General features: G+C 72.2%; 22 protein-coding genes and 1 pseudogene. 9 read left to right on the top strand and 14 right to left on the bottom strand.

The genetic code is table 11. The features are described from left to right. Positions 1-39: 39 nt before the first annotated feature. The 3 genes from AC07FT_RS06080 to AC07FT_RS06070 are packed head-to-tail and all read left to right on the top strand — an operon-like array spanning position 40 to position 2,550. Complete coding sequence (locus tag AC07FT_RS06080; RefSeq protein WP_471193101.1) at positions 40-849, top strand: ABC transporter ATP-binding protein; 810 nt, start codon at positions 40-42, stop codon at positions 847-849. Then, positions 836-1,792: an ABC transporter permease gene (locus tag AC07FT_RS06075; RefSeq protein WP_479174328.1), complete on the top strand. Its 957-nt coding sequence runs from the start codon at positions 836-838 to the stop codon at positions 1,790-1,792. Before AC07FT_RS06080 ends, AC07FT_RS06075 begins: the two co-directional genes overlap by 14 nt. Then, positions 1,792-2,550, top strand: a complete 759-nt coding sequence (locus AC07FT_RS06070; RefSeq protein ID WP_479174326.1) for a sirohydrochlorin chelatase — start codon at positions 1,792-1,794, stop codon at positions 2,548-2,550. Before AC07FT_RS06075 ends, AC07FT_RS06070 begins: the two co-directional genes overlap by 1 nt. Before the next feature lie 93 nt (positions 2,551-2,643). Here the strand turns inward: AC07FT_RS06070 and AC07FT_RS06065 are convergent, their stop codons facing one another. Beyond that, entirely contained in the window at positions 2,644-3,864 is a 1,221-nt protein-coding gene (locus tag AC07FT_RS06065; RefSeq protein ID WP_479174324.1) for a S8 family peptidase, read from the bottom strand. 353 nt (positions 3,865-4,217) lie between these two features. Here AC07FT_RS06065 and AC07FT_RS06060 point away from each other — a divergent pair, with 353 nt between their 5' ends. From AC07FT_RS06060 to erm, 3 genes are all read left to right on the top strand, one after another. Next, positions 4,218-6,506: an MMPL family transporter gene (locus AC07FT_RS06060; protein WP_479174323.1), complete on the top strand. Its 2,289-nt coding sequence runs from the start codon at positions 4,218-4,220 to the stop codon at positions 6,504-6,506. A 243-nt stretch (positions 6,507-6,749) separates the two neighbouring features. Further along, the gene (locus AC07FT_RS06055; protein ID WP_471193092.1) at positions 6,750-6,902 is read left to right on the top strand and encodes a hypothetical protein; all 153 of its coding nucleotides are present in this window, start codon (positions 6,750-6,752) and stop codon (positions 6,900-6,902) included. Positions 6,903-7,125: 223 nt separating this feature from the next. Then, complete coding sequence (gene erm, locus AC07FT_RS06050) at positions 7,126-8,043, top strand: ErmE/ErmH/ErmO/ErmR family 23S rRNA (adenine(2058)-N(6))-methyltransferase (protein ID WP_479174321.1); 918 nt, start codon at positions 7,126-7,128, stop codon at positions 8,041-8,043. Here the strand turns inward: erm and AC07FT_RS06045 are convergent. The 5 genes and pseudogenes from AC07FT_RS06045 to AC07FT_RS06025 form a co-directional block, all read right to left on the bottom strand. Next, positions 7,965-8,990, bottom strand: a pseudogene (locus tag AC07FT_RS06045) (CDP-alcohol phosphatidyltransferase family protein); the annotation flags it as partial. The gene erm and the pseudogene AC07FT_RS06045 sit on opposite strands and share 79 nt — an antisense overlap. A gap of 132 nt (positions 8,991-9,122) precedes the next feature. Next, the gene (gene mgt, locus AC07FT_RS06040) at positions 9,123-10,343 is read right to left on the bottom strand and encodes a macrolide-inactivating glycosyltransferase (RefSeq protein WP_479174319.1); all 1,221 of its coding nucleotides are present in this window, start codon (positions 10,341-10,343) and stop codon (positions 9,123-9,125) included. A gap of 87 nt (positions 10,344-10,430) precedes the next feature. After that, the gene (locus AC07FT_RS06035) at positions 10,431-11,729 is read right to left on the bottom strand and encodes an ABC transporter substrate-binding protein (RefSeq protein WP_479174317.1); all 1,299 of its coding nucleotides are present in this window, start codon (positions 11,727-11,729) and stop codon (positions 10,431-10,433) included. Next, positions 11,729-12,598 (bottom strand): carbohydrate ABC transporter permease, encoded by an 870-nt coding sequence (locus tag AC07FT_RS06030; protein ID WP_479174315.1) that lies wholly within the window; start codon positions 12,596-12,598, stop codon positions 11,729-11,731. Before AC07FT_RS06030 ends, AC07FT_RS06035 begins: the two co-directional genes overlap by 1 nt. Next, on the bottom strand, positions 12,595-13,521 hold the full coding sequence (locus tag AC07FT_RS06025; RefSeq protein ID WP_479174527.1) for a carbohydrate ABC transporter permease: 927 nt from the start codon (positions 13,519-13,521) through the stop codon (positions 12,595-12,597). The genes AC07FT_RS06030 and AC07FT_RS06025 overlap by 4 nt, the downstream gene beginning before the upstream one ends. Positions 13,522-13,772: 251 nt before the next feature. On the opposite strand from AC07FT_RS06025, the gene AC07FT_RS06020 reads away from it, so the two are divergent. Beyond that, positions 13,773-14,684, top strand: a complete 912-nt coding sequence (locus tag AC07FT_RS06020) for a phosphotransferase (protein WP_479174313.1) — start codon at positions 13,773-13,775, stop codon at positions 14,682-14,684. A gap of 74 nt (positions 14,685-14,758) precedes the next feature. Here the strand turns inward: AC07FT_RS06020 and AC07FT_RS06015 are convergent, their stop codons facing one another. The 7 genes from AC07FT_RS06015 to AC07FT_RS05985 all read right to left on the bottom strand — a co-directional run bounded on the left by AC07FT_RS06015 (position 14,759) and on the right by AC07FT_RS05985 (position 20,419). Then, a complete protein-coding gene (locus AC07FT_RS06015) occupies positions 14,759-15,355 on the bottom strand; it encodes a TIGR03086 family metal-binding protein (RefSeq protein ID WP_479174311.1) in 597 nt (198 codons plus the stop codon). A gap of 102 nt (positions 15,356-15,457) precedes the next feature. Further along, positions 15,458-16,180 carry an exonuclease domain-containing protein gene (locus AC07FT_RS06010; protein WP_479174309.1) on the bottom strand — a complete coding sequence of 241 codons (723 nt, stop codon included), beginning with the start codon at positions 16,178-16,180 and terminating at the stop codon, positions 15,458-15,460. After that, complete coding sequence (locus AC07FT_RS06005) at positions 16,164-16,463, bottom strand: hypothetical protein (protein ID WP_479174307.1); 300 nt, start codon at positions 16,461-16,463, stop codon at positions 16,164-16,166. Before AC07FT_RS06005 ends, AC07FT_RS06010 begins: the two co-directional genes overlap by 17 nt. A 90-nt stretch (positions 16,464-16,553) precedes the next feature. Further along, the gene (locus AC07FT_RS06000; RefSeq protein WP_479174305.1) at positions 16,554-16,835 is read right to left on the bottom strand and encodes a hypothetical protein; all 282 of its coding nucleotides are present in this window, start codon (positions 16,833-16,835) and stop codon (positions 16,554-16,556) included. Positions 16,836-16,904: 69 nt separating this feature from the next. After that, positions 16,905-18,158 (bottom strand): SAV2148 family HEPN domain-containing protein, encoded by a 1,254-nt coding sequence (locus AC07FT_RS05995; protein WP_479174303.1) that lies wholly within the window; start codon positions 18,156-18,158, stop codon positions 16,905-16,907. An 88-nt stretch (positions 18,159-18,246) separates the two neighbouring features. Continuing rightward, positions 18,247-19,569: a copper amine oxidase gene (locus AC07FT_RS05990; protein WP_432586370.1), complete on the bottom strand. Its 1,323-nt coding sequence runs from the start codon at positions 19,567-19,569 to the stop codon at positions 18,247-18,249. 55 nt (positions 19,570-19,624) lie between these two features. Continuing rightward, positions 19,625-20,419, bottom strand: coding sequence for a Tat pathway signal sequence domain protein (locus tag AC07FT_RS05985; protein ID WP_471193074.1), 795 nt, complete (start codon positions 20,417-20,419; stop codon positions 19,625-19,627). A 242-nt stretch (positions 20,420-20,661) separates the two neighbouring features. On the opposite strand from AC07FT_RS05985, the gene glgX reads away from it, so the two are divergent. After that, entirely contained in the window at positions 20,662-22,800 is a 2,139-nt protein-coding gene (gene glgX / locus AC07FT_RS05980; protein WP_471193072.1) for a glycogen debranching protein GlgX, read from the top strand. A gap of 115 nt (positions 22,801-22,915) precedes the next feature. Then, positions 22,916-25,507 (top strand): malto-oligosyltrehalose synthase, encoded by a 2,592-nt coding sequence (gene treY / locus AC07FT_RS05975; protein ID WP_479174301.1) that lies wholly within the window; start codon positions 22,916-22,918, stop codon positions 25,505-25,507. Positions 25,508-25,927: 420 nt separating this feature from the next. Here treY and AC07FT_RS05970 read toward each other — a convergent pair whose 3' ends face one another. Then, positions 25,928-26,899, bottom strand: coding sequence for a LysR family transcriptional regulator (locus AC07FT_RS05970; protein ID WP_479174526.1), 972 nt, complete (start codon positions 26,897-26,899; stop codon positions 25,928-25,930). Positions 26,900-26,918 lie beyond the last annotated feature (19 nt).

The raw sequence follows: 26,918 nt of genomic DNA, 5'->3' as shown, positions 1-26,918 counted from the left end.
CCGCCCGCTCCCCGTACGCACCCACCAGGAGGTGACCGGATGTCCCCGGCACTGACCACCGAGAAGGCCGATCCGGCGGGTACCACCGCGACCGTCGCCGCGGACCCGGCGGTACGCATCGACCACGTCCACAAGGCGTTCGGCCGGGCCGGCGCCGTCCAGCCCGTCCTCGACGACATCACCCTCACGGTGCGGCCCGGGGAGTTCGTCTGCATCCTGGGCGCGTCCGGCTGCGGCAAGTCGACCCTGCTCAACCTGATCGCCGAGCTGGACAGGCCGACCGCCGGGACCATCGAGGTCCCCGGCGGCCGGCCGGCCCTGATGTTCCAGGAGCACGCGCTGTTCCCGTGGCTGACCGCGGGCAAGAACATCGAACTGGCGCTGCGGCTGCGCGGCGTGCCCCGGGCCGACCGCAGGCCCGAGGCGGAACGGCTGCTGGAGCTGGTGCGGCTCGGCGGCTCCTACGGCAAGCGGGTGCACGAGCTGTCCGGCGGGATGCGGCAGCGCGTGGCGATGGCCCGCGCGCTGGCACAGGACTCCCGGGTGCTGCTGATGGACGAGCCGTTCGCCGCGCTCGACGCCATCACCCGTGACGTCCTGCACGACGAACTGACCCGGATCTGGAGCGAGACGGGCGTCTCCGTCCTGTTCGTCACCCACAACGTCCGCGAGGCCGTCCGGCTGGCCCAGCGCGTGGTGCTGCTGTCCTCGCGTCCCGGCCGGGTGGTCCGCGACTGGAGCGTGGACATCCCGCAGCCGCGCCGGATCGAGGACGCCGCCGTCGCCGACCTGTCCATAGAGATCACCGAAGAACTGCGTGGGGAGATCCGCCGCCATGGCCGGGCCTGAGACCACCGGCGCGACCGACGCCAACGGCGTGTCCGCCACCGAGAAGAGCACGACCGGCACCACCGCGGTCCGGGAGAAGGACGCCCGGGACATGGAGGGCCTGGAAGCCGGTCTGGACGCCCTGGACACCGTGCAGATCAAGCGCACCCCGCTCACCGAGGTACTGGTGCAGAAGGTGCTGCCGCCGATCGTGGCCGTCGCCCTGGTGGTGGCCATCTGGAAGCTGCTGGTCGTGGCCGAGGTCACCGAGGACTACAAGCTGCCCGACCCGGGGCTGGTCTGGGACGCGCTGCGAGAGCTCTGGCTCCAGGGAGAGCTGCTGGACATCGTCTGGACCAGTGTCTCCCGCGGGCTGTTCGGCTTCCTCATCGCGCTGGCCATCGCCACCCCGCTGGGGCTGGTCGTGGCCCGGGTGAAGTTCGTCCGGGCCGCGCTGGGACCGATCCTGTCCGGACTGCAGTCGCTGCCGTCGGTGGCCTGGGTGCCGCCCGCCGTGATCTGGCTGGGCCTCAACGACCAGATGATGTACACCGTCATCCTGCTCGGCGCGGTCCCCTCCATCGCCAACGGTCTGGTGGCCGGGATCGACCAGGTACCGCCGCTGTTCCTGCGGGCCGGACGCACCCTGGGCGCCCGCGGTCTGGTCGGCGCCCGGCACATCCTGCTGCCCGCCGCACTGCCCGGCTATGTCGCGGGGCTCAAGCAGGGCTGGGCGTTCTCCTGGCGTTCGCTGATGGCGGCCGAGATCATCGCCAAGTCGCCCGAACTCGGCCTGGGGCTCGGCCAGTACCTGGAGAACCAGCGCAACAACTCCGATATGGCCGGGGTGCTGCTCGGCATCACCCTCATCCTGGTCGTCGGCATCGCCATCGAGCTGCTGGTCTTCGCCCCGATCGAACGCCGCGTGCTGCGCAGCCGCGGTCTGCTGGCGAGCGCCCACTGATGTCCGCCACGTCCCCGGCCCTGCTGGTCATCGCCCACGGCAGCCGCGACCCCCGGCATGCGGCGACCGTCGGCGCGCTCTGCGCGCGGGTACGGTCGCTGCGGCCGGGGCTGCGGGTGGAGGCGGCCTTCCTGGACTTCAACGCCCCCCGCGTGGGCCAGGTGCTGGCCCGGCTCGCCGCCGAGGGCGTGACGGATGTCGCCGCGCTCCCCCTGCTGCTCACCCGCGCCTTCCACGCCAAGTCCGACATCCCCGCGGTGCTGCGCGAGGCCACCGCCCGGCACCCCCGGCTGACCGTCCGGCAGACCGGGGTGCTGGGCCCTTCCCCGCTGCTCACCGACGCGCTGGAGCGGCGGCTGTACGAGGCCGGTCTGCGCCCGGCCGACCGACGCTCGACCGGGGTCGTCCTGGCCTCGGCGGGCTCCACCGACCCGGAGGCGATCGCGGTGATCGCTGAAATCGCGCGGGAGTGGCGGCACACCGGATGGTGCGCCGTGCGACCCGCGTTCGCCTCCGCTTCCCTCCCCCGCACCGAGGACGCGGTCCGCGCGCTGCGTGCCGAGGGTGTCCGGCGGGTGGCGGTGGCCCCGTATGTCATCGCCCCGGGCCGGCTCCCGGACCGTATCGCCCACGGCGCCCACGAGGCGGGCGCCGATGTGCTCGCCGGTGTCCTCGGTCCCGCCCCCGAAATCGCCCGTCTGCTGCTCCGCCGCTACGACGAATCCCGCGCCGCCGTCCCGGTCCTGCTCAGCGCCTGAGCGCCCGGGTGGCGTCGGCCCTCCGGACCGCGCCGACGGCCGCCGCACCCACCGGGGGTGCGGCGGCCGGGCTGCCGCAGGGGACCGAAGGCGTTACTTGACGACCTTCAGCAGCTTGTTCGGCGTGCCCTCGCTCGGGTTGGTGATCTTGTCGGCGGTGGCGCCGCCGGTCAGGGCCTTGGCGACGTCCGCCGGCTTGGCGTCCTTGTGACCGCTGAGGTAGACCGCGGCGGCACCCGCGACATGCGGGCTGGCCATGGACGTACCGGAGATGGTCTTGGTGGCGTCGTCGCCGTTGTTCCAGGCGGAGGTGATGTCCGAACCGGGGGCGTAGATGTCCACCGCGGAGCCGAAGTTGGAGAAGTCCGACTGCTCGTCCTTCTCGGTGCTGGAGGCGACGGTGATCGCTTCCTTCACCCGGGCCGGGGAGCTCTGACCGGCGTCGGAGGACTCGTTGCCCGCCGCCACCGCGAAGGTGACACCGGCGTCGATGGCCTTCTTCACGGCCGCGTCGAGCGCCTCGTCGACCCCGCCGCCCAGGCTCATGTTGGCCACCGACGGGCCCTTGTGGTTCTCGGTCACCCAGTCGATGCCCGCGACGACCTGCTCGGTGGTGCCGGAGCCCTCGTTGTCCAGGACGCGCACGGCCACGATCTTGGCCTTCTTGGCGACACCGTGGTCGGCACCGGCGATGGTGCCCGCCACATGGGTGCCGTGGCCGTTGCCGTCGTCGGCGTCCTCGTCGTTGTCGATGGCGTCGAAGCCGGAGGTGGCGCGGCCGTCGAAGTCCTTGTGCGAGGTGCGCACACCGGTGTCGATGACGTAGGCGGTGACACCCTCACCCGCGGTGTCGGGGTAGGCGTACTTCTTGTCGCCCTTGGTGTCGTCCTGGTCGATCCGGTCCAGGCCCCATGACGGCGGGTTCTCCTGGGTGCCCTTGATCGTGAACCGGTGGTTCTGGATCACCTTGGCGACCGACGGGTCGGCGGCGAGCCGCTTGGCCTCGGTCTCGCTCAGGCTGTTCGCCGAGAAGCCGTTGATCGCGGAGTCGAAGCTGCGGCGCATCGTGCCGCCGTACTCCTTGGCGAGGTCCTTGCCCTCGGAGGCGGCCCGGATGGTCTTGCCGCCCTTGAGCATGACGATGTAGCTGCCGTCCACGGCGTTCTTCGACTCGGTGCCGTAGACCTTGCCCTCAGCGGGGGCGTTGGTGGCGGCGCCGGCCGGAAGAGCCACGAAGGCACCGCCGGTGACGGCGGCCGCCGCGGCGACGGCGAGGCCGATGCGACGCGCGCTGCGCTTTTTGTGTACTGCCATGACGAGGGAATCCTCCTCGTGCGGTTGTGGGGGGAATCGCACTGAGTGCGCACACGCCCAGGGGAAATCACTAGTACTCCCCGGGCTGACTCGAAACCCTGACCGATTGACCGGACCAATTCAAGATCTCCCGGAAGGTGTGACGCAGACAACTCCCGGCCATCAGGGTGATCAAGCCAAATCCCTTTACGTGTAAGGGGCTTGCATCGGGAGGGTAGGGCTGTCCCCCCTCCCCTGGGTGGAGAGAGCGGCCCCCCGGTTCACCGGCCAGCAGGATGGGTCCCCGCTCCCCCGCGGCCTAGCGTCGTCTCCGGTGGCGGCACGGGGTCGCCGCCACAGGAAAAGGGGACGTCGTGGCGGATACGGACCGCTTGGAGAGACCGCGCGGTATAGCGGCCCGCGCAGGGAGCTGGAGCGCCCGGCACCGGTGGACCGCGGTCGGCGGATGGGTACTTCTGGTCATCCTCGCCCTGGCCGTCGGGTCGATGGCCGGACGGGTCGATGTTTCGGACAGTGAGCAGGTTCCCGGCGAGTCCGGGCGGGTCTCGAAGATTCTCGACGAGGCGGGCATTGAAGAAGCCGCCGGTGAAACCGTCCTGATCCAGGCCAAGGCCAACGGGACCACGGCGAACGACCCGGAGTTCCACAAGGCGGTCGACGCGGTCATCGGCGCGGTCCGCGGCACCGGCGAGGTCACCGCCGTGAAGTCCCCGTACCAGACCCGGACCATCTCCGCCGACCGGCGTTCGGCGCTGGTGCAGTTCGACATCCGCGGCGACGCGGAGAAGGCGGCGGAGCGCATCCAGCCGGTGGTGGACGCGGTGGACAAGGCCCAGGACGCCCATCCGGACCTGCTCATCGAGGAGTTCGGCGACGCGAGCGGCCAGAAGGCGTTCGACGACGCCTTCGGCGACGACTTCCAGCAGGCCGAGTACTCGGCCCTGCCGGTGGCCCTCGGCATCCTGCTGATCGCCTTCGGTGCCCTGGTGGCCGCGCTGCTGCCGGTGGCGCTGGCGATGACCGCGTTCCTGGCGACCACCGGTCTGGTCGCGGTGGTCAGCCACTGGGTCCATATGAGCGACACCGCCAACTCCGTGATGCTGCTGGTGGGTCTGGCCGTCGGCGTCGACTACTGCCTGTTCTACCTGCGGCGGGAGCGGGAGGAGCGCGCCGCGGGACGGGACGCCCAGACCGCGCTGCGGATCGCCGCCGCCACCTCGGGCCGGGCCATCCTCGTCTCCGGCGTCACGGTCATCGTGGCGATGGCGGGCATGCTCTTCACCGGTATCGCCGAGTTCAAGGCGATGGGCCTGGCCACCCTGATGGTGGTGGCGGTGGCGATGGTCGGCTCGGTGACCGTGCTGCCCGCGCTGCTCTCCCTGCTCGGTGAGCGGGTGGAGAAGGGGCGGATGCCGTTCCTGGCCCGCGCCAAGCGCAAGGGCAACGGCGAGAGCCGGGTCTGGCGCGCGGTGCTGGCGCGGGTGCTGCGCAGGCCCAAGCTGTCGCTGGCGATCGCGGGCGGTGCGCTGGTCGCCATCGCCGTGCCCGCCGTGAGCATGAACACCGCCAACCTCACCATGGACCAGGAGTTCGGCGACCGGCTGCCGGTCGTGGCCGCCTACCAGCACATCGACGAGGCGTTCCCGGGCGGCCCCGACCCGGCCGAGGTCGTGGTCAAGGCGGATGACATCGGCGCCGCACCGGTGCGCGACGCCATCAGCCGCTTCCGCGCCGACGCGGTGGCCAAGGGCGCCTCCAAGGGGCCGGTCAAGGTGACCGTCCACGCGAAGGAGAACGTCGCCGTCATCCAGGTGCCGCTGATCGGCGGCTCCGACGAGGCGAAGAGCGAGAAGAGCCTCGCCGTCCTGCGGGACGAGGTGCGCCCGTCGACCCTCGGCGCGGTGGACGGGGTGGAGGCCCCGGTCGGCGGCTCCACCGCCTCCTCCAAGGACTTCAACGACAAGCTGGGCTCGGCCGCGCCGCCGGTCTTCGCCTTCGTCGTGGTCTTCGCCTTCCTGCTGATGCTGATGTCCTTCCGGTCGCTGACCATCGCGGTGACCTCGATCGTGCTCAACCTGCTGTCGGTGGGCGCCGCGTACGGCATCCTCACCGCGGTCTTCCAGCACGGCTGGGGCGCGGGCCTGGTGGGCGCGGAGGGCGTGGGCGCGATCGTGTCCTGGCTGCCGCTGTTCCTCTTCGTGATCCTCTTCGGGCTGAGCATGGACTACCACGTCTTCGTGGTCTCCCGGATCCGCGAGGCGCGGCTGGCCGGGCGCACCACCAAGGACGCGGTGGTGCACGGTGTGGTCACCACGGCGGGCGTCGTCACCAGCGCCGCCGTCATCATGGTCGCCGTCTTCGCGATCTTCGGAACGCTGTCGATGCAGAGCATGAAGCAGATGGGCGTGGGGCTCGCGGCCGCGGTGCTCATCGACGCCACGGTGATCCGCGGTGTGCTGCTCCCCGCGGTGATGGCGCTGCTGGGCGAGCGCAACTGGTACCTGCCCAAGTGGCTGCGGTGGCTGCCCGACCTCACCCATGACGAGGCGGTCGCCGCGCAGCCGCCCGTCACCGCCCCGGTGGGCGCGGCGCACGGTCACGGCGCCGACCTCGGCGACCGGCCGCGGCACGCCAGGGTCTGACCGCCTCCCCTCCGCAGCGACTCACATGCGACGTCAACCGGTCGCGTGGCCCTTCGGCCGCGCGGCCGGTTCCGCGTGCGGGCCGGTTCCTGAAGGGGCGGGCCGGGGGCGTCCGGCCCGTGGAGCGGACCCCGGAAAACCCGTTGCGCCCTCGCCCGGCCGGTTCGTACGGTGCCGGGGTCACGGCGGAGTTCCGTGTCGTCGTACACGGCCCGCGAACGGCGCACCGGGAGGAGGACACCGATGGGCGGCAGTCCCGGCATCGGCGTGTTCACCCGCGTCACCACCCCCGGCTGTGCCGGGGCGACGGGTGTCCGCGCCTGTGCCGTGTTCACCCGCCGTCCGCGGCGCGGCCCCGGTGCCCTGGCCGGCCCGGACGCGCCCAGCCTCCGCTGAGTCCGTGAGCCGCCCGTCGTCCTGAACGACCCGTCGCCCCGGGCGATGTGCCGTACCCGGACCACCGGCGTTCCCGATCGCCCGCTTCCGCATGCCCTGCGCCAGGGCCCCCGCCAGTTCAGGAACTACTCGTTCCGGACGGGCGGCAGGGCCTGTCCGGTGCTGCCGTCACGGCTGCCACCACTGCCACCGCCGCCCGTCCGGCTCCGGAAGGACCGTGGCCGTGGCCCGCAATCGACGCCGTTCCCCCGCGCCCCGTCGCACCGCTCGTGACAGGGCGCGGCGCACCCTCTCCCAGAACTTCCTGGCCGACCCGGGCGCGGTGGCCCGGATGGTCCGCGCCGCCCGCCCCGGCCCCGGCGACCTCCTGGTCGAGGTCGGCGCGGGCAAGGGCGTGCTCACCGAGGCGCTGGCGCCGCTCTGCCGTGAGCTGATCAGCTATGAGGTCGACCGCCATCTGATCGCGGGGCTGCGTGAGCGGCTCGCCCCGTATCCGTCCGTACGCGTGGTCCACCGGGACTTCCTGACCGCGCATCCCCCGCGCGCACCGTTCGCCCTGGTGGGCAATGTGCCCTACGCCCGCACCTCGGACATCGTCGACTGGGCGCTGCGGGCGCCGGGTCCCACCTCGGCGACCCTGCTGACCCAGCTCGAGTACGCCCGCAAGCGCACCGGTGACTTCGGCCGCTGGAGCCTGCTGACGGTGCGGACCTGGCCCGAGGTGGAGTGGCGGCTGTGCGGCCGGGTGGCGCGGACCGCCTTCCGGCCGGTGCCCGCCGTGGACGGCGGGATCATGCGGCTGATCCGCCGTCCTCGGCCGCTGCTGCCGGACGCGGCTCAACGGGCCGTCTACGCGGGCCTGGTGGAGCTGGGCTTCTCCGGTGCCGGTGGTTCGCTGTACGCGTCACTGCGCCGGATCTGCCCCGCCCGGCGGCTGTCCGCCGCGTTCGCGCGGGCGGGGCTGGAGCGGGAGGTGGTCGTCGCCTTCGTCACGCCCCCGCAGTGGCTCGTCCTGGCTCAGGAGCTCACCGGGGTGGCCGGGGTGGCGGCCGCCGCCACCGGGGCAGGGGCGGCGGGTGCCGCAGCGTCGAAGGAGTCCAGGGTGCGGGTGAAGTCCCGGGTGGACAGCAGCAGTTTGTAGATGATGGCCAGCTCGAAGACGAGCAGCAGCGCACCCGAGACGACGGTCGTCGCCACCACCGCGTCGAGGGCCGGGCCGATGATGAACACGCCCATCTGGAACTCGATACCGCTGATGAGATGAGCGCGGATGCGGTGGCGCAGCAGGACGTTCCGGCACCGGGTCCACCACGGGAAGCGGCGCCGGAACTCCTGGTGCAGATCGACGACGGCGGCGGGGCGGCGCGCCGCCGGGGCGCCTTCCGGGGCCGCGTCCGGGACGGCGGGCTCGTCCGCGTCGGCCAGGGCGACCGGCCCGGTGGCCGTCGTCCCGTCCGCGTCCAGGGCGGCCACCGTGACCCGGTCCTGCTCGATGTCGGCCTCGGGGTTGTCCCGGAGCAGGTCCTCCATGAAGGCGAGTTCGGCCGCGTTCTCGGCCTTGCGCGCGGCCCGCATCCGGGCCTTGATCTGCTTGCGCATCCCGTGCCGGATCTTGAAGATCTCCAGCGAGTCGATGTAGCGCAGGGCGTCCAGCGAGGCCACGGCCAGCGCGAGCCAGAGGTAGAGCACCTCACCGGTGCGCTGGTACTGGCCGCCCATCAGCGCCACCGCGCAGACCAGGACCCGGATCCGGTCGAAGACGAAGTCCAGCCAGGCGCCGAAGACCGAGCCGGTCCCGGTCAGCCGGGCCAGCTTGCCGTCCATGCAGTCGAAGATGAAGCTCACGTGGTACAGCACCGCGCCGAGCACCAGCCATCTCCAGTCGCCCTGGGCGAAGCAGGCGGCGGAGACCAGACCCACGAGGAAGGCGCCCCAGGTGAGCTGGTTGGGAGTGGCGCGGGTGTGCTTCGCGGTCCAGCGCACCAGCGGTGTGGCCACCGGGTCCACGAGCATCACGGTCCACCACGCGTCCCGCTTCTTCTCGGTGATCCTGCGGACCTCTGCGAGCGGCGGTATGTCTCGGGTCATTCTTCAGCTTCCTGGCGTTTGACAAGCGTTTACTCAAAGCTAAGAAGCCGGTAGCAGAAGAGACAAGAGCGGACCAACGCAACCTTTCCCGGGGGGTATAGGTCTGCTCTGTACAACGGGTCAATGGCAGGTTCAGGTGGACAGCCGGGCCTCGATGAGGTCGGCCGCCCGCCGGGTCCCTCCGTCGCCCGCCATCCGCTCCCGGACCGCCGCGCACCGGGCGGCGACCTCGGGGTCGTCGGCGAGGGCGAGCACCGCCTCCCGCAGCGCCTCGGGGGTCGCCTCCTCTTTGGGGAGGTGGCGGGCGACACCGAGCCCCTGGAGCACATCGGCGTTGCCGAACTGGTCGACGGCCTGCGGTACGGCGACCATCGGCACCCCGCAGGCCAGCCCCTCCTGGCTGCCGCCCGCGCCGGCGTGGGTGATGAAGACGTCGGCCTGGCGCAACACACTGAGCTGCGGAACCCAGCGATGCACCTCGACATTGGCCGGGATCTCACCGAGCGCGGCCATGTCGACGTGTCTGCCGATCTGGAGGACGACGTACCAGCCCTCGAGATCCCCGAACGCCTCCAGACAGGCGCGGTAGAAAGCGGGCTCCTTGGTCCAGGTCGAGCCGAGCGAGACCAGCAGGATCCGGTCGGCGGACGCCAGGCCCTCGGGGCGGCGCCAGGTACCCTGACCGCTCCGGTCGCCCTGGCAGGCGCCGACGAAGGTGTAGACGCCGCGGTCGACCCGGTCGGCGTTGGGCTGGAGCACCTCGGGGATCAGCACGATGCACTCGCCGGGGCGGCCGATGAGCCGGTCGGGGTCCATGTCGGCCATCCCGTTCTCGTCCAGCCAGGCGCGGTAGCGCGCGTAGTACGCCCTGCCGCGCTCGGTCGCGCGGATCGGGGCCATCATCGGCTCGGCGACCTCCTCCTCGTAGCCCTTCCAGGCCACGAGACAGGGCGAGAGCTGGATGGCCGGGACACCCCAGCGGCGGGCGAGCACGGGGGCCGGATAGGCGGTGATGTCGTGGAGGACGAGGTCGGGTTCATCGCCCTGGTACGCCTGTCGCAGCTGGGGCAGCGACTGGACGGCGTCGGCGAGGAAGGGCTCGATGTGGTCGATGACCTCGGTGCCCCAGGCCTCGGGTTCGTCGTCGGTGGGGAGGGTGGAGGTGTAGATCCGGGGTTCGGCGCCGGTCTCGGCGACCTTGGCCGCGAAGGACTCGGGGATGGCGTAGGTGACCCGGTGGCCCCGGGCCACCAGTTCGCGGATCACCTCCAGGCTCGGGTTGACATGGCCATGGGCGGCGATGCTGAACATGGCGATGTGGGCGGGCCGGTGGCGGCGCGGGGATGCGGTCATGTGCCTCACGCTAAGCGAGACGACACGTCTCGCGGAAATGAATTTCCCGCACCGGCGGGGCGGACGGGCGCAGCGGCAGGACAGGGCCTAGCGCTGGTAGCGGGCCAGCACCAGATTCCCGTCCCCGACCAGCCGGCCCCGCAGTCCGTCCAGCCCGATCGCCCCGCTGTAGTACTCCTGGAGCGCGGGTGTGGCGACCTTGTCCTTCCACTCCGGGTAGCCGCGCACCGACTGGGCGGGCGCCGGGCGCAGCGTCCCGGCCAGCGCGGTACCGGTGGCCCAGCCGTACCGGCGGGTGCGCAGCGCCGGATCGCGCAGGGCGCGCTCGCCGGTCGGCAGCATCCAGTCGCCGAGCGCGAGCCGCACCATGGGGGACGGCCGCAGCAGGAAGTCCAGGAAGCGGATGGCCTCCTCCCGGTACGGGCTGTCCTCCGCGATGGACAGTGTCTGCGGGCTCACCCCCTGCCGCTGGTCGCCGCCCGGGCCCGCAGGAGACGGCAGTACGGTCCACTCGAACCCCTCGGGCGCCTGCTGTGCGATCTGCTGGCGGTAGGAGAAGCCGAGCGGGACCATCGCGTACTTCCCGCCGAAGAAACCGGGCAGGGTGTCCGAACCGCCCATGCCGAGGGTGGTGCGGGAGGCCGTGCGGTCGCGCACCACCTGGTCGCGGATGGTGCGCGGCACCCGCTGGTCGGCCGTGTCGAAGCGGATGGTGACCTTGCCGTCCGCGCCCCGGTGGAAGAGCCTGCCGCCGGTGGACAGCGAGAGGTTGAGGGTCGCGGAGACGGGCTCCTTGAGCGGCCAGGCCACCCCGTACCGGCCACCCCGGGTCAGCTCCCGCGCCACGTCCTCGAACTCCGCCCAGCTCCACGGGTCCCGGGCGGTCGGGATGCGCACCCGTGCCTCCTCCAGCGCCGCGCGGTGGGCGATCAGCACCCGTGGCTCCTGGAGGAAGGGCACGCCGAACACACCGTCGCCGAAGGTGGTGGTCCGCCAGCTGTGCTCCGGGATGTCGTCCTTCAGCCGGCGCGGCAGCAGCCCGCCGAGATCGGCGAGATAGCCGCCGTAGGCGAAGTCGGCGAGGTCGTCGGCGGCGTCGTGGATGATGTCCGGCGCCTCTCCGGCCTCGAAGGAGGTGAGCAGCTGGTCGTGGACGCTGTCCCAGCTGCCCTGGACGTACTCCACCGTGATGTCCGGGTGCGCCGCGTTCCACTCCCCCACCAGCCGTCTGACCGCGTCCACCGACTCCTTCTGCCAGGCCAGCGACTGGAAGCGGAGCCTGACCTTCCCGCCCGTGGCGCGGCGCCGCTCCGGAGCACAGCCCGGCAGCAGCCCGGTGACGGCGGGGGCGGCCAGCGCCCCGGCGAGGAAGCCCCGGCGGCGCATCAGTGCTTCACCGCCCCGGCCAGGGTGCCGCTGGTGATCCGCCGCTGGATGACGGCGAAGAGGACGAGGGAGGGAAGGGTCGCCAGCAGCGAGGCGGCGGCCAGCGGCCCGAGGTCGGCCACGCCCTCCGCGCCGATGAAGTGGGTGAGGATGACCGGCATCGTCTGTTTCTCGGGGGACTTGAGCAGGACGAGGGCGAAGAAGAACTCGTTCCAAGCGTTGATGAAGGCGAACAGGGCGGTGGCCACGATCCCCGGGGCCAGCAGCGGCATGGTGACCGAGACCAGCGCCCGGAGCCGCCCCGCGCCGTCCACCGCGGCGGCCTCCTCCAGTTCGGGCGGCACCGCCCGGACGTACCCCGCGAGCATCCACAGCGCGAACGGCAGGGACCACACCACGTAGACCAGGATCAGCCCGCCGAGGGAGTCGATCAGCCGGAGGTTCTTGAGCACCAGGAACAGCGGGATGATCACCAGTACGAAGGGGAACGCCTGGCTGACCACCACCCAGCCGGTGGCCGCCCGGGACAGCGGGGAACGGTGGTGCCGCGCCATGACGTACGCCATCGGGGTCGCGATCACCACCGCGATGACGGCCGCGGCCAGCGCGGCGAGCAGACTGTTGGCTCCGGCCCGCAGCAGTGGCTGCTCGTCGAACGCCTGCCGGAAATTGTCGAGCGTCGGGTGGTCCGGGATCCAGCCGGGGTGCAGCCCGGCCAGTTCGCGCGGCGATTTGAACGCGGTGGACACCAGCCACAGCAGCGGGAAGCCGAGGAAGACCAGATAGCCCAGCAGCGCGAGGTACTGACCGGTGCGGGCCGCGCGGCGCCGGACGAGAAGCCCGCGCGGCGGACGTGAGGCCGTGCTCATCGGTCGTCTCCCCTCAGCCGTCCGACGAGCTGGACCGCGAGCAGCACCGAGACCACCGCGACCAGGACGCACCCCATCGCCGCCGCATAGCCGAACTGCCCGTAGCGGAAAGCCTCTTCGTAGGCGAAGAGCATCGGCAGCCGGGTGCGTCCGCCGGGCCCGCCACCGGTCAGGACGTACACCAGCGCGAAGGAGTTGATGTTCCAGATGAAGCTGAGCGCGCCGATGGCGAGGGCGACCGGCCGGATGGCGGGCCAGGTGACGGTGCGGAACCGCCGCCACGCGCCCGCGCCGTCCATCGCCGCGGCCTCGTGCAGTTCCCGCGGCACGTTGGAGAGCCCCGCCAGCAGCACCACCGTCACCTGCGGCAGCCGCGCCCAGATGCCGACCACGACCACCGCGGGCAGCGCCGTGCCCAGACTCCCCAGCCAGTCCCGCTGGGTGCCCAGCGTCTCCCCGAGGATGCCCGCCTCCGGGTGGTAGACCAGCCGCCACATGATGCCGACCACCACCTCCGGCATCGCCCACGGAACGATCGCCAACGCCCGTGCCAGCCACCGGAAGCGGAGGTTCTGGTTGAGGAGGAGCGCCAGCCCGAGCGCCAGCACGAACTGCGGCACCGATACGGCGACCGCCCAGAGCAGCCCGATCCGGAACGACTCCCAGAACAGCGTGTCCTGCGCCAGGTCCTGGAAGTTGAGCAACCCGATCCACTCGGTGGGCTCGGTCCGCCCCGACTGCGCGTCGGTGAACGCGAGCGCGGTCCCGTACAGCAGCGGGCCGACGCTCAGCAGCAGGATCGGGATCAGCGCGGGCAGCACCAGGAACCAGGCGCCGTGCCCGGTGACGCGCCGGACCCCCGGCGCACCCCCACCGGACGCCCCCGCCCCCGCTCTCCGATCCGGCCGCGCCGTCGCGGTCATGGGTGTCACGTCAGGAGGCTCCTTCGAGGGCGCGGCGGTGCGGGCGGTGGCACGGAGCGGTACGGGGCGGCCCGATGGGGAAGCCCACGTCATCGTGCGGAGGGGGACGGGCGCAGTCAAGGCATACGACCCGCGGCGCGGCGTACGGGAGTTGGCCCCGCCCCGTCCGGGGCGGCGCACCCGACGGCGATCACCGGACGGACGGCGGTGCATGATGAGGCGTGGCTCACGGGAGGCGAAGGGGGTACGGCGTGGTGGACGGGGCGTTCACGGAGGAGCGGGCGCGGGCGGTGCTGGGGGCGGCGCTGCCGCCGTACCGGGCCGGGGCGGCCGGGGCCCGGCTGCTGGCCCTCGGGGAGAACGCCGTGTTCGCCGTGGACGATCTGTCGCTGGTGGTGCGGGTCAGCCGGGACCTGGAGGTGTGGGACCGGGCCGCCCGGGAGCTGAAGGTGGCCGACTGGCTCGCCCGGGAGGGGCTGCCCGCGGTGCGGCCGGACCGGCGCTACGGCTCGGAGCAGCCGCTGCCGTTCTCCGGCCATCTGGTGACGTACTGGCAGCAGCTCCCCGAACCGGTGCGGCCCGCCGGGCCCCGCGACCTGGCCACCCTGCTGCATCTGGTGCACGCCCTGCCGGAGCCGCCCGCCGGGCTGTCGCTGGAACTGCCGCGGCGGGAACTGCTGGGCGGCGTGGAACGGTGGCTGCGGCTGGCCGGGGACGCGATCGATCCGGCGGACGCGGCGTATCTGCGGTCCCGCCGGGACGACTTCGCGGCCGCGGCCGCCGAGCTCACCCCGCGGCTCGATCCCGGTCCGATCCACGGGGACGCGCTGCCCCGCAATGTGCACATCGGACCGGACGGTCCGGTCCTCGTCGACCTGGAGACGTTCTCCTCGGACCTGCGCGAGCACGACCTGGTGGTGATGGCCCTGAGCCGGGACCGCTACGGCCTCGGCCCGGCCGCCTACGACGACTTCACGGCGGCCTACGGCTGGGACGTACGCGAGTGGCCGGGGTGCGCGGTGCTGCGCGGCGCCCGGGAGACCGCGAGCTGCGCATGGGTCGCCCAGCACGCGCCGGGCAGCCCGGCGGCACGCACCGAGTTCACCCGCCGGGTGGCCTCCCTGCGGGACGGCGACGCGACGGTGCGCTGGTACGCGTTCTGAACGGTCCCGCAGGACGTGGCGCACCACGGCCCCCCGGTGCACCGCCCCTGCGACGTGCGCCGTCCCGCGGGCGCCTACGCCCGCCAGGCGGGGTCGCGGCCGCTGAGGCCTACCGCGCGGTCGAGCGGCGGGGCGCTCTCCGGCACCGGGACGACCGCGCCGAACAGTTCCTTCGGGCGGTCCTCCAGGGCGGACTGCGACAGCAGGGCGAGGACGGCCTCGGTGCTGCGGGCGTCGCAGTCGAAGGGCTGGCCGGTCGCGCGGGCCAGATCCCAGCCGTGGATCACCAGTTCGTCCAGCGCGACCAGCCCCATGACCTCGGCGGGCATGGTGACTCCCCCGGCCTGCGCATTCCCCTGCCAGGCCGCCGGGTCCCGCCACGCGGCCGCCATGCCGTCCAGCCGCCGGGGCAGTTCCTCCCGCCAGCCCGGCTCCAGCCGCGCCGCGGACCCCTGACCGGGTGCGGATCGCTCCGGGTCCTCCGGCGCCTTCTTGTGCGCCGCGTCCTGGAAGGCGAGCGCGAGCCCCATCATGTGGTCCAGCAGGTCCCCCACCACGTACTCCGAACAGGGGGTGCGTGCCGTCAGCTGATCGTCCGAGACACCGCCGAGCAGCGCGGTGACCCGGCCGGCCGCGGGGCCGAGATCGACGTTCGGGCTCTGTTGCGTCACGGGGGTCCTCCTCATTCCGGTCCGTTTCTTCCTCTACCTGTACGGACCGGCCGGAGCCGGGAAACTCATCGGTGCGGGGAGCACCCGTCCGGCCGGAGGGCGCTACGCCGCCGCGGTCCCCACCTCGCGCAGCGGCCAGCTGCCGTCCACCACCGCGTCAGGTGTGCCCTTGCGGCGCAGCCAGGACTGGAAGTCGGCGGCCCAGTGGGCGTACCAGGCCACCTGCTTACGGTGCAGGTCCCACAGTCCGAGCCCGGCCACCTCGCGGTGGCGCTCGGCGACCGCGCAGGCCACCCGGACCGCCGCCAGCGCGTCCGCCCCGGCCTCATGGGCCCGCTCATGCGCCACCCCGTACTCCCCGCAGACCGCCGCCAGTGTCCGCTTGCCCTTGCGGTACCGGTCGACGGCCCGGTCTATCGTGTACGGATCGACGACCGGCCCGGTCTCGGCGCCGTCCAGCCGCTCGCTCAGCGATCGCAGTCCGTACCGCCCCAACTCGGCGGCCAGCAGGCTGAGATCGAACGCCGCGTTGTACGCCACCACGGGGGCGCCCCGGCGCCAGTGCGCGACCAGCGCGTCCGCCACCTCGTCCACCACCTCCACGGCGGGCCGCCCCTCGGCCCTCGCCCGCTCGTCGGTGATCCCGTGCACCGCCACGGCACCGTCCGGAATGGGCACTCCCGGATCGGCCAGCCACTCCCGCCGTGCGATCGGCTCCCCGCCCTTCACCTCGATCACGGCCGCCGTCACGATCCGCGCGGTACGCGGATCCGTGCCCGTCGTCTCCAGATCGAATCCGATCAGAAGCTCACGGTGCCAGCCCATGGCTGCCCTCCCTTGGCATGATTCCCCCGGTTTCCCCCGGTTTTCCCTTACTGCGCTCACCTTCGCACGGGCCACTGACAACACCGTCCGGGGACGGCCCCTCCGGCACCGACGCCTCGACGGCCACCGACGCCTCCATGGCCACCAGCGCCTCCATGGCCGCCGCCGACTCCGGGGCCAGCCGGAAGATGCCCTGCACACCGGTGGAGTGGCGCAGTTCCCCGTCGGCCACGTGCTTCAGACGGCGCTCACCGCGGCGCGAGGTGTAGGTGAGCGACGTCAACAGGTCCGGCGGCAGCGGGCGGTCGAAACGGAGCGGGGAACCCGGCGGGCCGAGGAGGACCTCGCTGACGCCCCCGGCCTTCAGACCGTCTCAGCGCAGCAGCCGGACATAGTCCTCCAGGGCGGTCCGCTCACCGACCGTGTCATAGGGGAGGATCCGGCCGACCTCCATCCGGCCGAGCGCCCACAGCCGCTTGCGGAAGGCCCGCACCGGATAGATGTGGTCGCCTTCCTCCACTCCGGCGCGTACGAAGCTGGGCAGCGACAGATGGGGCCCTCCGAAGAGGATCACCAGGCGCTCCCCCTCCTGCCCCTTCCGCCGGAGGTAGCGGCAGACGTCATTGGTCCACAGGGTCGTATACGCGTTCGGCATGGCAGGAGCGTACGGACGGGGTACGACATCCCGGACCGGAGCAGGAGGCTCCGCGGACGGGGCGGCGGGTCAGGAGACCGGGCGGGAGTCCGCCCAGACGCTCTCGAATTCCTCCCGGTAGGTGCCGAACAGCCCGCCGTCGACCACGGCGCCCGCGCCCTGGCCCGCGCGCACCACATCGCGGCCACGGCCGCCGCCGCGCAGCACCAGCACCGGGGCCTCCATCCCACGGGCCTTGCGCAGATAGCTCTGGATGACCGCGAGGCCGTCGGCGCCGTCGCCGTTCACCAGGTAGGCGGTGAAACGGGGGGTCTCGTCGAAGACATGGATCTCGAAGGCACCGGGATCGCGCAGCCGGGCCCGGACCCGCCGCATATGGAGGATGTTCATCTCCACCGAGCGGCTCATCTCGCCCTTCTTCAGGCCGAGTTCGCGTTCCCGGCGGCGGACGGCGCTGCTGGCGGGGTTGAGGAAGAGCAGCCGCGCCCGGCAGCCGGACTCGGCCAGCCGCACCAGCCGGCGGCCGGAGTAGTTCTGGACCAGGAGGTTGAGTCCGATACCGACGGCGTCCAGGCGACGGGCGCCCTCGAAGAGGTCCTCGGCGGGCAGCTGGCGCTGGAGCCGCACCCGGTCGGAGTGGACACCCACCACATCGGCGTAGCGGTCGCCGACCAGGTCCTCGACGGCGTCGATGGGCAGCCGGTCCGCCGAGGGGGTGCCGGTGCCGCTGCCGAGTATCTCCAGCAGGCGGGCCGAGGCACGCTCGGCCTGGGCGAGAACGGTCTCGGACAGGGCCCGGTTGCGGGAGACGACGTTGCGCGCCACTTCCAGCTCGTCCAGGGCGAGTTCGACCTCACGGCGGTCGTCGAGGTAGGGCTCGAAGCACGGCCAGTGCTGGACCAGCAGCTCCCGCAGCTGCGGGAGGGTGAGGAAGCTCAGCACATTGTCGTCGGCGGGGTCGAGCAGATAGCCCTTGCGGCGGGACACCTCACGGACCGCCACCGCGCGCTGCACCCACTCCTGTCCGGCGGGCCCGGCCGCGGCGATGACCCAGTCATCGCCGTGGACCGGTTCGTAGATGGGCCGGAGAACGGCACCGACGACCGCGCGGAGTCGCTGTTCCACCAGATTCAGCCAGATGTAGGCACGTCCGGCCCGGCGCGCACGCGTCCGCACCTCGGCCCAGGCGTCGGCGCCCCAGTCCAGTTCCGCTCCGATCTCCATCGGCCGCACCAGGGACACCGCGCCGGGAGGTGCGTCGGTGGAGCCGTCACCCCCGGGACCTCCGTCACCAGGGGGCAGCTCCAGACCGCCCGAGCTCACCTGTGCACCGCCTTCCGCCCCCGTCCAACGATCACCGCAGACTACTGCGCGGGCGGAGGCGGTGCAGCACTCTCGATCGACCTATCGGTCAACCGGCCTCTTCCGTATGGCCGTTGTGACCGGAGAGTGCAGGAGGCGTGAGCGGATTCATAGCGGTGACATCGCGCGGAGCGAGCTGGAAGCCCTGCCAGTGGACCGGCATCGGCTCCTGGTCCTCGTCACGGGCGATGTGATGGAAACCGATGTTGACCCATACGATCGGGTGTTTGAGCGTCTGGCCGGTGACCCACTTGTCGACGGACTTGCCCGCGCCGCGGCCGCAGTTGCGGAGGTTGTGGGTGGCGAACTGCTCACACTTGTTGTACTCGGTGAAGTACACGTCGTGCTTGGTGTAGCTACGGCCCTGGTACTTGGTGGTGTGGCCGGGCACGATCTCGTAGCTCCGCGGATGGCCGTCCTTGTTCTTGCCCGCGGTGCTCACCACACGCCACCAGCGCGCCTCCGCGGCGTCCCCGGCGAGCTCCTTGGTGACCTGCTTGCGGGTGGTCTTGGTCTTGGGGATCTGACCGGAGGTGGCGGTGGTCTTGGAGTCGTACTGCTCGATCTTGCTCTTGGGCGAACCGTCGAGACCGAAGTTCAGCCGCCAGAAGACGTTGTGGGCATGGCTGGTGGCGAAGTCCTTGGCGCCCTTGCCGATCGGCCAGCCCCGGCCGTCACCGGCGTCGTAGTCCATCGGGGAGAGCGTGCCGGTGGCGCCGACCTGCATGGACATGGTGCCGTCACCGGAGAACCGCCACTCGGTGATGTACTCGTACCAGCCGACCTGGTTGACGGTGTAGAGCAGCAGGTCCTTGCCCTGCCGCTGGAAGACCTTGTCCCCCTCGCCCGACATCCGGTAGGCGTGGCCGCGGGCGCGGGTGGTGGCGCACAGACCCTTCACGTCCGGCCGGCTGGGGTCCCAGGCGTCCGGCACCCGGACGGTCTTGATGGTGCCGCCGGGGCACTCGGCCGGGTCCAGCTGCATCAGACCCTGGGAGAAGCCCTGGCCGGTGAGGTCGTCGTACTCATTGCTGCCGTCGTCGTACGGCACATGGATCTGACCCAGCTTGGCCGAGGTCAGCACCTTGATCGGGGCGGACTCGCCCTTGGGCTGGTACGAGACGTCGTCGAGCACGAGCCCGGCCTTGCTCTCGTAGTGCCAGCACATCCGCCAGGTGGTGCCGCCGTCCAGCGTCTGCTCGATCTTGTAGGGCGTGCTGCAGGCCGCGGTGGGTGCGGGGGCCTTGGCGGGGAGCTTCGCGGGGGCCGCTTGGGCGGGGCCCGCGGCGACCGCCACGGTGCCGAGCAGCGTGGTGGCGCCGACGGCAGCCGCGACCCTGAGCCGGGCGCGGCCGAGCCTTCTTCCAGGCATGGAGGACTCCTGTTGGTTCACAAGTGAGTGGGCGTGGGTGAGCGTCCGGGCGGCGTCAGTCCAGCCGGGCGACGGAACGGTCGCTCAGGTCGACCACCAGCTGACGGGTGTCGATCCACGGACCGTTGACGACCCGGGTGAACAGCCGCAGGCAGCGGTGCTCACCGCAGTCCTGGACGGAGGCCGGTCCCGCGCTGTCCCCGCTCCCCCGGTAGACGAAGCCGGTCACGGTGAGCTGGCCGGGGGCGGTCAGCGTCCTGCCCGTGGCGTCCTTGAAGTCCTTCCGCAGACCCGCGCCCAGCTTGTCGCCGATCAGCAGCCGGGCGGCCTCCACGGCCTCCCCACGGCTGGGCGGCGGCTGGACACCCCGCTGGGTGTCGGTGTTCTCGACCTTGCCGGTGCCCAGGTCGACCGTCTTGGTCACATACGTGTCGTCCTTGTAGTCGTAGTACGTGACCTCGGCACGCCGGGGCGGGGCAGCCTTGCCGACCTCGTCCGGCCCCAGTTCCGCGAGGTCGGTCGAGAGGTGCTGGGGGCCCGTCTTCCCCTTGACGTTCTCACTTCCGGCCCGGAAGTCGCGGCTGAGCGCCAGCGACTGGGCACGCTTCATCTCGTCCTCGGTCAGCGGATCCCGTCCGGTGCCCTTCTTCGCCCCATCGGGCGCGGACTCCACCACTCCGGGCCGCGGCGACGCCTGGCCCTGCTCGGCCGCCGAACCCTGCGGCCCTCCCCCACCCGGTCCCTCGTCACCGGACGCACTGCCCGGCAGCATGACCGCGATCAGCGCCGCGCCGGCGGTGACCGCCACGGCCGCACCGGCCACCACCTTGCCCAGGTGCCGGTGGATCATCGTGCGCACATCCTCCCCCAATCCCCCCAGTCGACATATCCATTTGCATAGCGGTAAATCGCGTATGCGAAGGTCACCCGGTAGGACGAACCAATCTGGCCGTAGGTTGCCTGCCATGTGAGGAATTTCCGCCGAAACCGCTGTCAGACCGGGTGAGTTGGGAAAGGATTCCCTCCCGATCCGGTTCCGTCCGGTGCCACGGGTGCTCGCGGCCCCCGGAGGAGAAGTGGAAGAGTCGACACATGCAGGTCTGGCCGGGACAGGCTTACCCCCTGGGCGCCACGTACGACGGCGCCGGAACCAACTTCGCGGTGTACTCGGAGGCAGCGGTTCGGATCGAACTGTGCCTCTTGCACGACGACGGCTCGGAGACGGCCGTCGAACTGCGCGAGACCGACGCGTTCGTGCGCCATGCCTATCTGCCGGGGATCATGCCAGGGCAGCGCTACGGCTTCCGGGCCCACGGCCCGTACGAACCGCAGCTCGGCCACCGCTGCAATTCCGCCAAGCTGCTGCTGGACCCCTACGCGAAGGCGATCAGCGGCCGGATCGACTGGGGCGAGGAGGTCTACGGCTACCACTTCCACCGGCCGGACAAGCGCAATGACCTGGACTCCGCCCCGCACACCATGGCGTCGGTGGTGGTCAACCCGTACTTCGACTGGGCAGACGACCGTCCGCCGCGCACCGACTACCACCGCACCGTCATCTATGAGGCCCATGTCAAGGGGCTGACGATGCGCCACCCCCGGCTGCCGGACGAGCTGCGGGGCACCTATGCGGCGCTGGCGCACCCGGCGATCATCGAGCATCTGACGGAGCTGGGCGTCACCACGCTCGAACTGATGCCCGTACACCAGTTCGTGAACGACCACCGGCTGGTCGACATGGGGCTCGCCAACTACTGGGGCTACAACACCATCGGCTTCTTCGCCCCGCACAACGCCTACGCCTCCTGGGGCGACCGGGGCCAGCAGGTCCTGGAGTTCAAATCGGCGGTGCGGGCGCTGCACCAGGCGGGGATCGAGGTGATCCTCGACGTGGTCTACAACCACACGGCCGAGGGCAACCACCTGGGCCCCACGCTGTCCTTCCGGGGGCTGGACAACGCCTCGTACTACCGGCTGACGGACGACCGGCGGTACTACATGGACACCACCGGCACCGGGAACTCCTTGCTGATGCGCAGTCCGCACGTCCTTCAGCTGATCATGGACTCGCTGCGCTACTGGGTCACCGAGATGCATGTCGACGGCTTCCGCTTCGACCTGGCGGCCACCCTGGCCCGGCAGTTCCACGAGGTGGACCGGCTGTCCTCGTTCTTCGACCTGGTGCAGCAGGACCCGGTGGTCAGCCAGGTGAAGCTGATCGCGGAGCCCTGGGACGTCGGCGAGGGCGGCTACCAGGTGGGCAACTTCCCGCCGCTGTGGACCGAGTGGAACGGGAAGTTCCGGGACACCGTGCGCGATCTGTGGCGCGGGGAGCCGCGCACCCTGGCCGAGTTCGCCTCCCGGCTGACCGGCTCCTCCGACCTCTACCAGGGCGACGGCCGCCGTCCGCTGGCCTCGGTCAACTTCGTCACCTGCCATGACGGCTTCACCCTGCGCGACCTGGTGAGTTACGACGAGAAACACAACGAGGACAACGGCGAGTCCAACCAGGACGGCGAGAGCTACAACCGCTCCTGGAACTGCGGGGCCGAGGGCGAGACCGACGACCTCGAGGTGCGGGCGCTGCGCCAGCGGCAGATGCGCAACTTCATCGCCACCCTGATGCTCTCGCAGGGCGTGCCGATGCTCAGCCACGGCGATGAGTTCGCGCGCTCCCAGGGCGGCAACAACAACGCCTACTGCCAGGACAACGAGGTCTCCTGGGTGACCTGGCCGAACCCCGGCAAGGACGGCGGCGAGGAGGACCGCTCGGCGCTGGAACTGCTGCGCTTCACCCGCTCGCTGGTGTGGCTGCGCCGTGACCACCCGGTCTTCCGGCGCCGCCGCTTCTTCCACGGGCGGCCGGTGGAGGGCACCCACGACGAGCTGTCGGACATCGTCTGGTTCACCCATGAGGGCGAGGAGATGCGGCAGCGCGACTGGCAGGCGGCCCACGCCAAGTCGCTGACGGTCTTCCTCAACGGGAGCGCGATCTCGGAGCCTGGGGTGCGTGGAGAGCGGATCACCGATGACTCCTTCCTGCTGCTGTTCAACGCGCACCACGAGCCGCTGGAGTTCACGGTTCCGGTCGACCACGGCAAGTCGTGGCAGGTCATCGTGGACACCGCGGAACCGGAAGGGGTGGAGCCCGGCAGCGGCGCGAAGGTGGCGGCGGGCGACCGGCTGACGCTGGTGGACCGCAGCCTGATGGTGCTCCAGCGCCCCGCATAGGAGGCGGCGGGAGCGACGGCGGGAGCCCGGCGGCCGGGTCGGGCGGAGGAGGTGGGAGCACCCGTATGGGTGCGCGGCCTCTGATGGTGCCCCCGGTCTGGGTACATACGTTCCTATGACGGCTGACCCCATGGCGCCCACCGCCACCTACCGGTTACAGCTCCAGCCCGGCTTCCCCTTCGAGGCGGCGCGGCGGACCGTGCCGTACCTGGCCTCGCTCGGCGTCTCCCATCTGCATCTCTCCCCCGTCCTTGAGGCCCGGCCCGGCTCCACCCACGGCTATGACGTGGTGGACCACACCGCGGTCCGGGCCGAGCTGGGCGGCGAGGACGGCCTGCGGGCGCTGGCCCGTACGGCGCGGGCGCACGGCCTGGCGCTGATCGTGGACATCGTCCCCAACCACATGGCCGCGCCCGTGCCCGAGCGGCTCAACCGGCCGCTGTGGGAGGTGCTGCGGGAGGGGCCCGCCTCGCCGTACGCGCGCTGGTTCGACATCGACTGGGCGGAGCACGGCGGCAAGGTGCTGCTGCCGGTGCTGGGCGGTCCGCTCGGCGAGGAGCTCAAACGGCTGGCGGTGGAGGGCGAGGGCGACGAGGCGGTCCTGCGCTATGACGACCACACCGTGCCGTTGCGGCCCGGCACCGCGGGGCTGCCGCTGCCCGAACTGCTGGACGCCCAGTGGTACCGGCTCGGCTGGTGGCGGCTGGCCCGCACCGAACTGAACTACCGGCGCTTCTTCACCATCAACGAGCTGATCGCGGTGCGGGTGGAGGATCCGGAGGTGTTCACGGCGACCCACGCCAAGCTGCTGGAGCTGATGCGGGACGGGGTGGTCGACGGGCTCCGGGTGGACCATCCGGACGGCCTCGCCGACCCGGCCGGCTATCTGCGGCGGCTGGACCGGGCGGTGCGGGAGGCGACAGGGGGCGCGGGACGGTGGACCGTCGTGGAGAAGATCCTCGCCCGGGACGAACGGCTGCCCGATGACTGGCCGGTGGCCGGAACCACCGGCTATGACGCGCTGCACCACATCGACGGGCTCTTCCTCGACCCCGGCGGGCTGGCCGCGCTGACCGTGATCTACCAGGACCTCACGGCGGCCGGGGCGGACGAGGGCGGCGAATGGGCCGCGACCGTGCGCCGCGCCGCCCATGAGGTGGTGACGCGGGAGCTGGCGGCGGAGGTGGAACGGCTGGTGCGGACCGCCGAGCGGATCTGCGAGGCCTCGCCCCGGCTGCGCGACCACGCGCCCTGGACGCTGCGCACGGCCGTGCGCGAACTGCTGGTACGGCTGCCCGTCTACCGCCCGTACGTGGTCGTGGGCACGCCTGCGCCGGACGGGGACGCCGTGCTGCTGGAGGAGGCCGCGCGGGGCGCCAGGGCGGCGTTCGCGGTGCCGGAGGAGGCGCGGGCCGTGGACACCGTGCGGGACGCGGCACTGGGCAGGCTCGGCGACGGTCCGCACCACCGGGACTTCTGCGCACGCTTCGCGCAGACCGCGGCGGCGCTGCGCGCCAAGTCGGTGGAGGACACGGCCTTCTACCGCTACACCCCGCTGCTCTCGGCGGCGGAGGTCGGCGGCGACCCCGGGCACCCCGCCGTCCCCGCCGAGGAGTTCCACGCCTTCGCGGCGCGGCTGCTGCGCGACTGGCCGGCGACCGGCACGGTGCTGTCCACGCATGACACCAAGCGCAGCGCGGACGTCCGGGCACGGATCGCGGCGCTGACCGAGTCGCCGGAGTGGTGGGGGCGGCTGATGGCTCGGGAGCTGGCACGGACGGAGACGGAGACGGGAACGGGGACGGGAACGGGGACGGGAACGGGGACGGGAACGGGGACGGGAACGGGGACGGGGACGGGGACGGGGACGGGGACGGCCGGGTCGGCGGCCCTCGACGCCCGGACGGTCTGGGCGGTGTGGCAGACCGCACTCGGCCTCGGCCACGCGGACCCCGCCCGGCTGGTCCCGGCGGTACTCAAGGGCGTGCGCGAGGCCGGGCTGCGCACCACATGGACGGAGCAGGACGCGGCGTATGAGGAGGCGGTGACGGGCTGTCTGGAATCGGTGCGGGGACCGGGCGACCCCGGCGCGCCGGTGTGGGCGGAGCTCGGCGCCGAAGTCGACGCCCCGGCCCGGGCCATCGCGCTGGGCGCCGCGCTGGTGCAGCTGACCATGCCCGGCGTCCCCGATCTCTACATGGGCACCGAGCACAGCTACCGCGCCCTGGTCGACCCGGACAACCGCCGTCCGCCCACTCCGCGTCCGGAGGTGCTGGTCGCCCTGGACGCGGGGCGGGAGGCGGACGGGCCGTCCACCGAGAAGCTGCTGCTGACCTCGGCCGCGCTCCGGCTGCGACGTGAACACCCCGAGTGGTTCGGCGCGGGCAGTGGCTATCTCCCGCTGCGGGCCGAAGGCCCGGCCGCCGCGCACTGCGTCGCCTTCGCCCGGACCCCCGGCGTCGTCGCGGAAGGCGGCTACGCGACCAGTGGGTCCGGGGACGGCGGCCGGGCCACAGCCGGTGGGGCGATCACGGTGGTCACCCGGCTGTCGCGACGGCTGGCCGCGGCGGGCGGCTGGGGCACCACCCGGCTCCCCCTGCCGTCCGGCCCGTGGCACGATCTGCTGACCGGCCGCACGATCGACGGTCCCTGCCTCCTGGCCGACCTGCTGTCCCGACTCCCGGTGGCCCTGCTGATGCGGGCGTGACGGGGCGGGGGGCATGGCACGGACCAGTCGGAGACTCAGACGGAGACGACGCCGGTCGAGCGCCGCCGCCGGCGCGGCGGAACCCTGGGCCCGGACCGCCCGTCCGGCAGACGGACTGGGCCCACGGCCGACTGATCCCCCGCCGACCGGCCCGGCCGACTGGGCGACCGGGCCGCCACACCGCTGAGCCGTCCGGTGGACCGGGTCGCCGGGCCGTCCGGCCGACGGGACCGGCCACCGGTGCCGGCCCACCGGACCGAGGCCCAACGGCGGGCGGGCCTCCTTACGTCACCCCTTACGCCCCTGTCCCCTCGCGCGACGACGCCGTCGCATTCACCGTGGACGACATCGGGTCCGGGCCCCCGAGGCCGACGGCCACCGACGTCTCGCATCCTTCGCCCGGCGTGCCTGCCCCGGGCGCTACACCACGGTCCGCGCCGACACCACCTCCTCCTCGGCCTCGGCCGAGGTCTCAACCGGCCCCTGCCCCCGCGCCTCACCTTCGGACGCCTCCGTCCGGCCCAGGCGGGCGGTGCGGCCGAGCAGCTCGACGAAGGCGGCGGCCGCTCCGGTCAGGGCCACGCGCGAGAACGCGACCACTTCGCGAGACCACGGCGGGTCGAGGCTCACCACGGCGCAGCGGTGCCCAGCGGCGACATGCGCGGGGGTGACGACGATGCCCGAACCGGCGGACGCCATCCGCACCGCGGTCGAGGAGTGTTCGGTGTGCACCCCGTCCCGCGGGGTGAACCCGGCCCGCTCGCAAGCCGCGTCCAGTACGCGACGCCCGTCGATCACCGGCTCCAGCGCACAGCGCACCCAGTCGTGGTCGGCCAGCTCCGCCAGCCGTATGGACTCCCGTCCGGCCAGCGGGTCCCCATCGGGGACGACCACCACGATCTCTTCCCGGCCGAGGGGGACCACCGGGCCCGGCCAGCCCGCGGGCCGGTGGCCGACGGCGAGGTCCGCCACCCCGCGCTCCATGTGCTCGCCGAGCTCCTCGCTGTTGGCGTACTCGCGCACCACCAGCCGCACACCGGGGTGTTCACGCCGCCAGTGGGCGAACACCTCGGGCAGCACCCCGACGGCGAGGGCGTGCAGAGTGGCGATGTGCAGTTCGCCACCTTCGGTCCCGGCGGCGGCCCGTGCCGCGCGCCGCGCCTGCCGGGCACTGCGCACCGCCCGTTCGGCATGGGGCAGATAGGCGCGGCCCATGGCCGTCAGCCGCACCCCGCGCGACAGCCGTTCGAGCAGAGGACCGCCGATCTCCGCCTCAAGGGCCTTGACCTGGTGCGACAGCGTCGGCTGACTGACCCCCAGAAGTTCGGCGGCAGCGGTGAAGGAGTCCTCTTCGACCACCGTGACCAGATATTCCATCTGCCGCAGACTCATCCGCTCCCCCATGTCATGC

The organism is Streptomyces sp. NPDC045899, from assembly GCF_056431485.1.
The sequence above is the reverse complement of the archived record's forward strand: the minus strand, read 5'-3'. Positions and strand labels throughout refer to the sequence as shown.

Bases quoted from the DNA above. Each gene is read 5' to 3' on its own strand.
- AC07FT_RS06080 (WP_471193101.1), top strand. From the start codon at position 40: ATGTCCCCGGCACTGACCACCGAGAAGGCCGATCCGGCGGGTACCACC.
- AC07FT_RS05990 (WP_432586370.1), bottom strand. From the start codon at position 19,569: ATGCCTGGAAGAAGGCTCGGCCGCGCCCGGCTCAGGGTCGCGGCTGCC.
- AC07FT_RS06010 (WP_479174309.1), bottom strand. From the start codon at position 16,180: ATGGGCTGGCACCGTGAGCTTCTGATCGGATTCGATCTGGAGACGACG.
- AC07FT_RS06030 (WP_479174315.1), bottom strand. From the start codon at position 12,598: ATGAGCACGGCCTCACGTCCGCCGCGCGGGCTTCTCGTCCGGCGCCGC.
- treY (WP_479174301.1), top strand. From the start codon at position 22,916: ATGACGGCTGACCCCATGGCGCCCACCGCCACCTACCGGTTACAGCTC.
- AC07FT_RS06025 (WP_479174527.1), bottom strand. From the start codon at position 13,521: ATGACCGCGACGGCGCGGCCGGATCGGAGAGCGGGGGCGGGGGCGTCC.
- AC07FT_RS06070 (WP_479174326.1), top strand. From the start codon at position 1,792: ATGTCCGCCACGTCCCCGGCCCTGCTGGTCATCGCCCACGGCAGCCGC.
- AC07FT_RS05970 (WP_479174526.1), bottom strand. From the start codon at position 26,899: ATGAGTCTGCGGCAGATGGAATATCTGGTCACGGTGGTCGAAGAGGAC.
- AC07FT_RS06055 (WP_471193092.1), top strand. From the start codon at position 6,750: ATGGGCGGCAGTCCCGGCATCGGCGTGTTCACCCGCGTCACCACCCCC.
- AC07FT_RS06065 (WP_479174324.1), bottom strand. From the start codon at position 3,864: ATGGCAGTACACAAAAAGCGCAGCGCGCGTCGCATCGGCCTCGCCGTC.
- AC07FT_RS06075 (WP_479174328.1), top strand. From the start codon at position 836: ATGGCCGGGCCTGAGACCACCGGCGCGACCGACGCCAACGGCGTGTCC.
- glgX (WP_471193072.1), top strand. From the start codon at position 20,662: ATGCAGGTCTGGCCGGGACAGGCTTACCCCCTGGGCGCCACGTACGAC.
- AC07FT_RS06035 (WP_479174317.1), bottom strand. From the start codon at position 11,729: ATGCGCCGCCGGGGCTTCCTCGCCGGGGCGCTGGCCGCCCCCGCCGTC.
- AC07FT_RS06000 (WP_479174305.1), bottom strand. From the start codon at position 16,835: ATGCCGAACGCGTATACGACCCTGTGGACCAATGACGTCTGCCGCTAC.
- mgt (WP_479174319.1), bottom strand. From the start codon at position 10,343: ATGACCGCATCCCCGCGCCGCCACCGGCCCGCCCACATCGCCATGTTC.
- AC07FT_RS05985 (WP_471193074.1), bottom strand. From the start codon at position 20,419: ATGATCCACCGGCACCTGGGCAAGGTGGTGGCCGGTGCGGCCGTGGCG.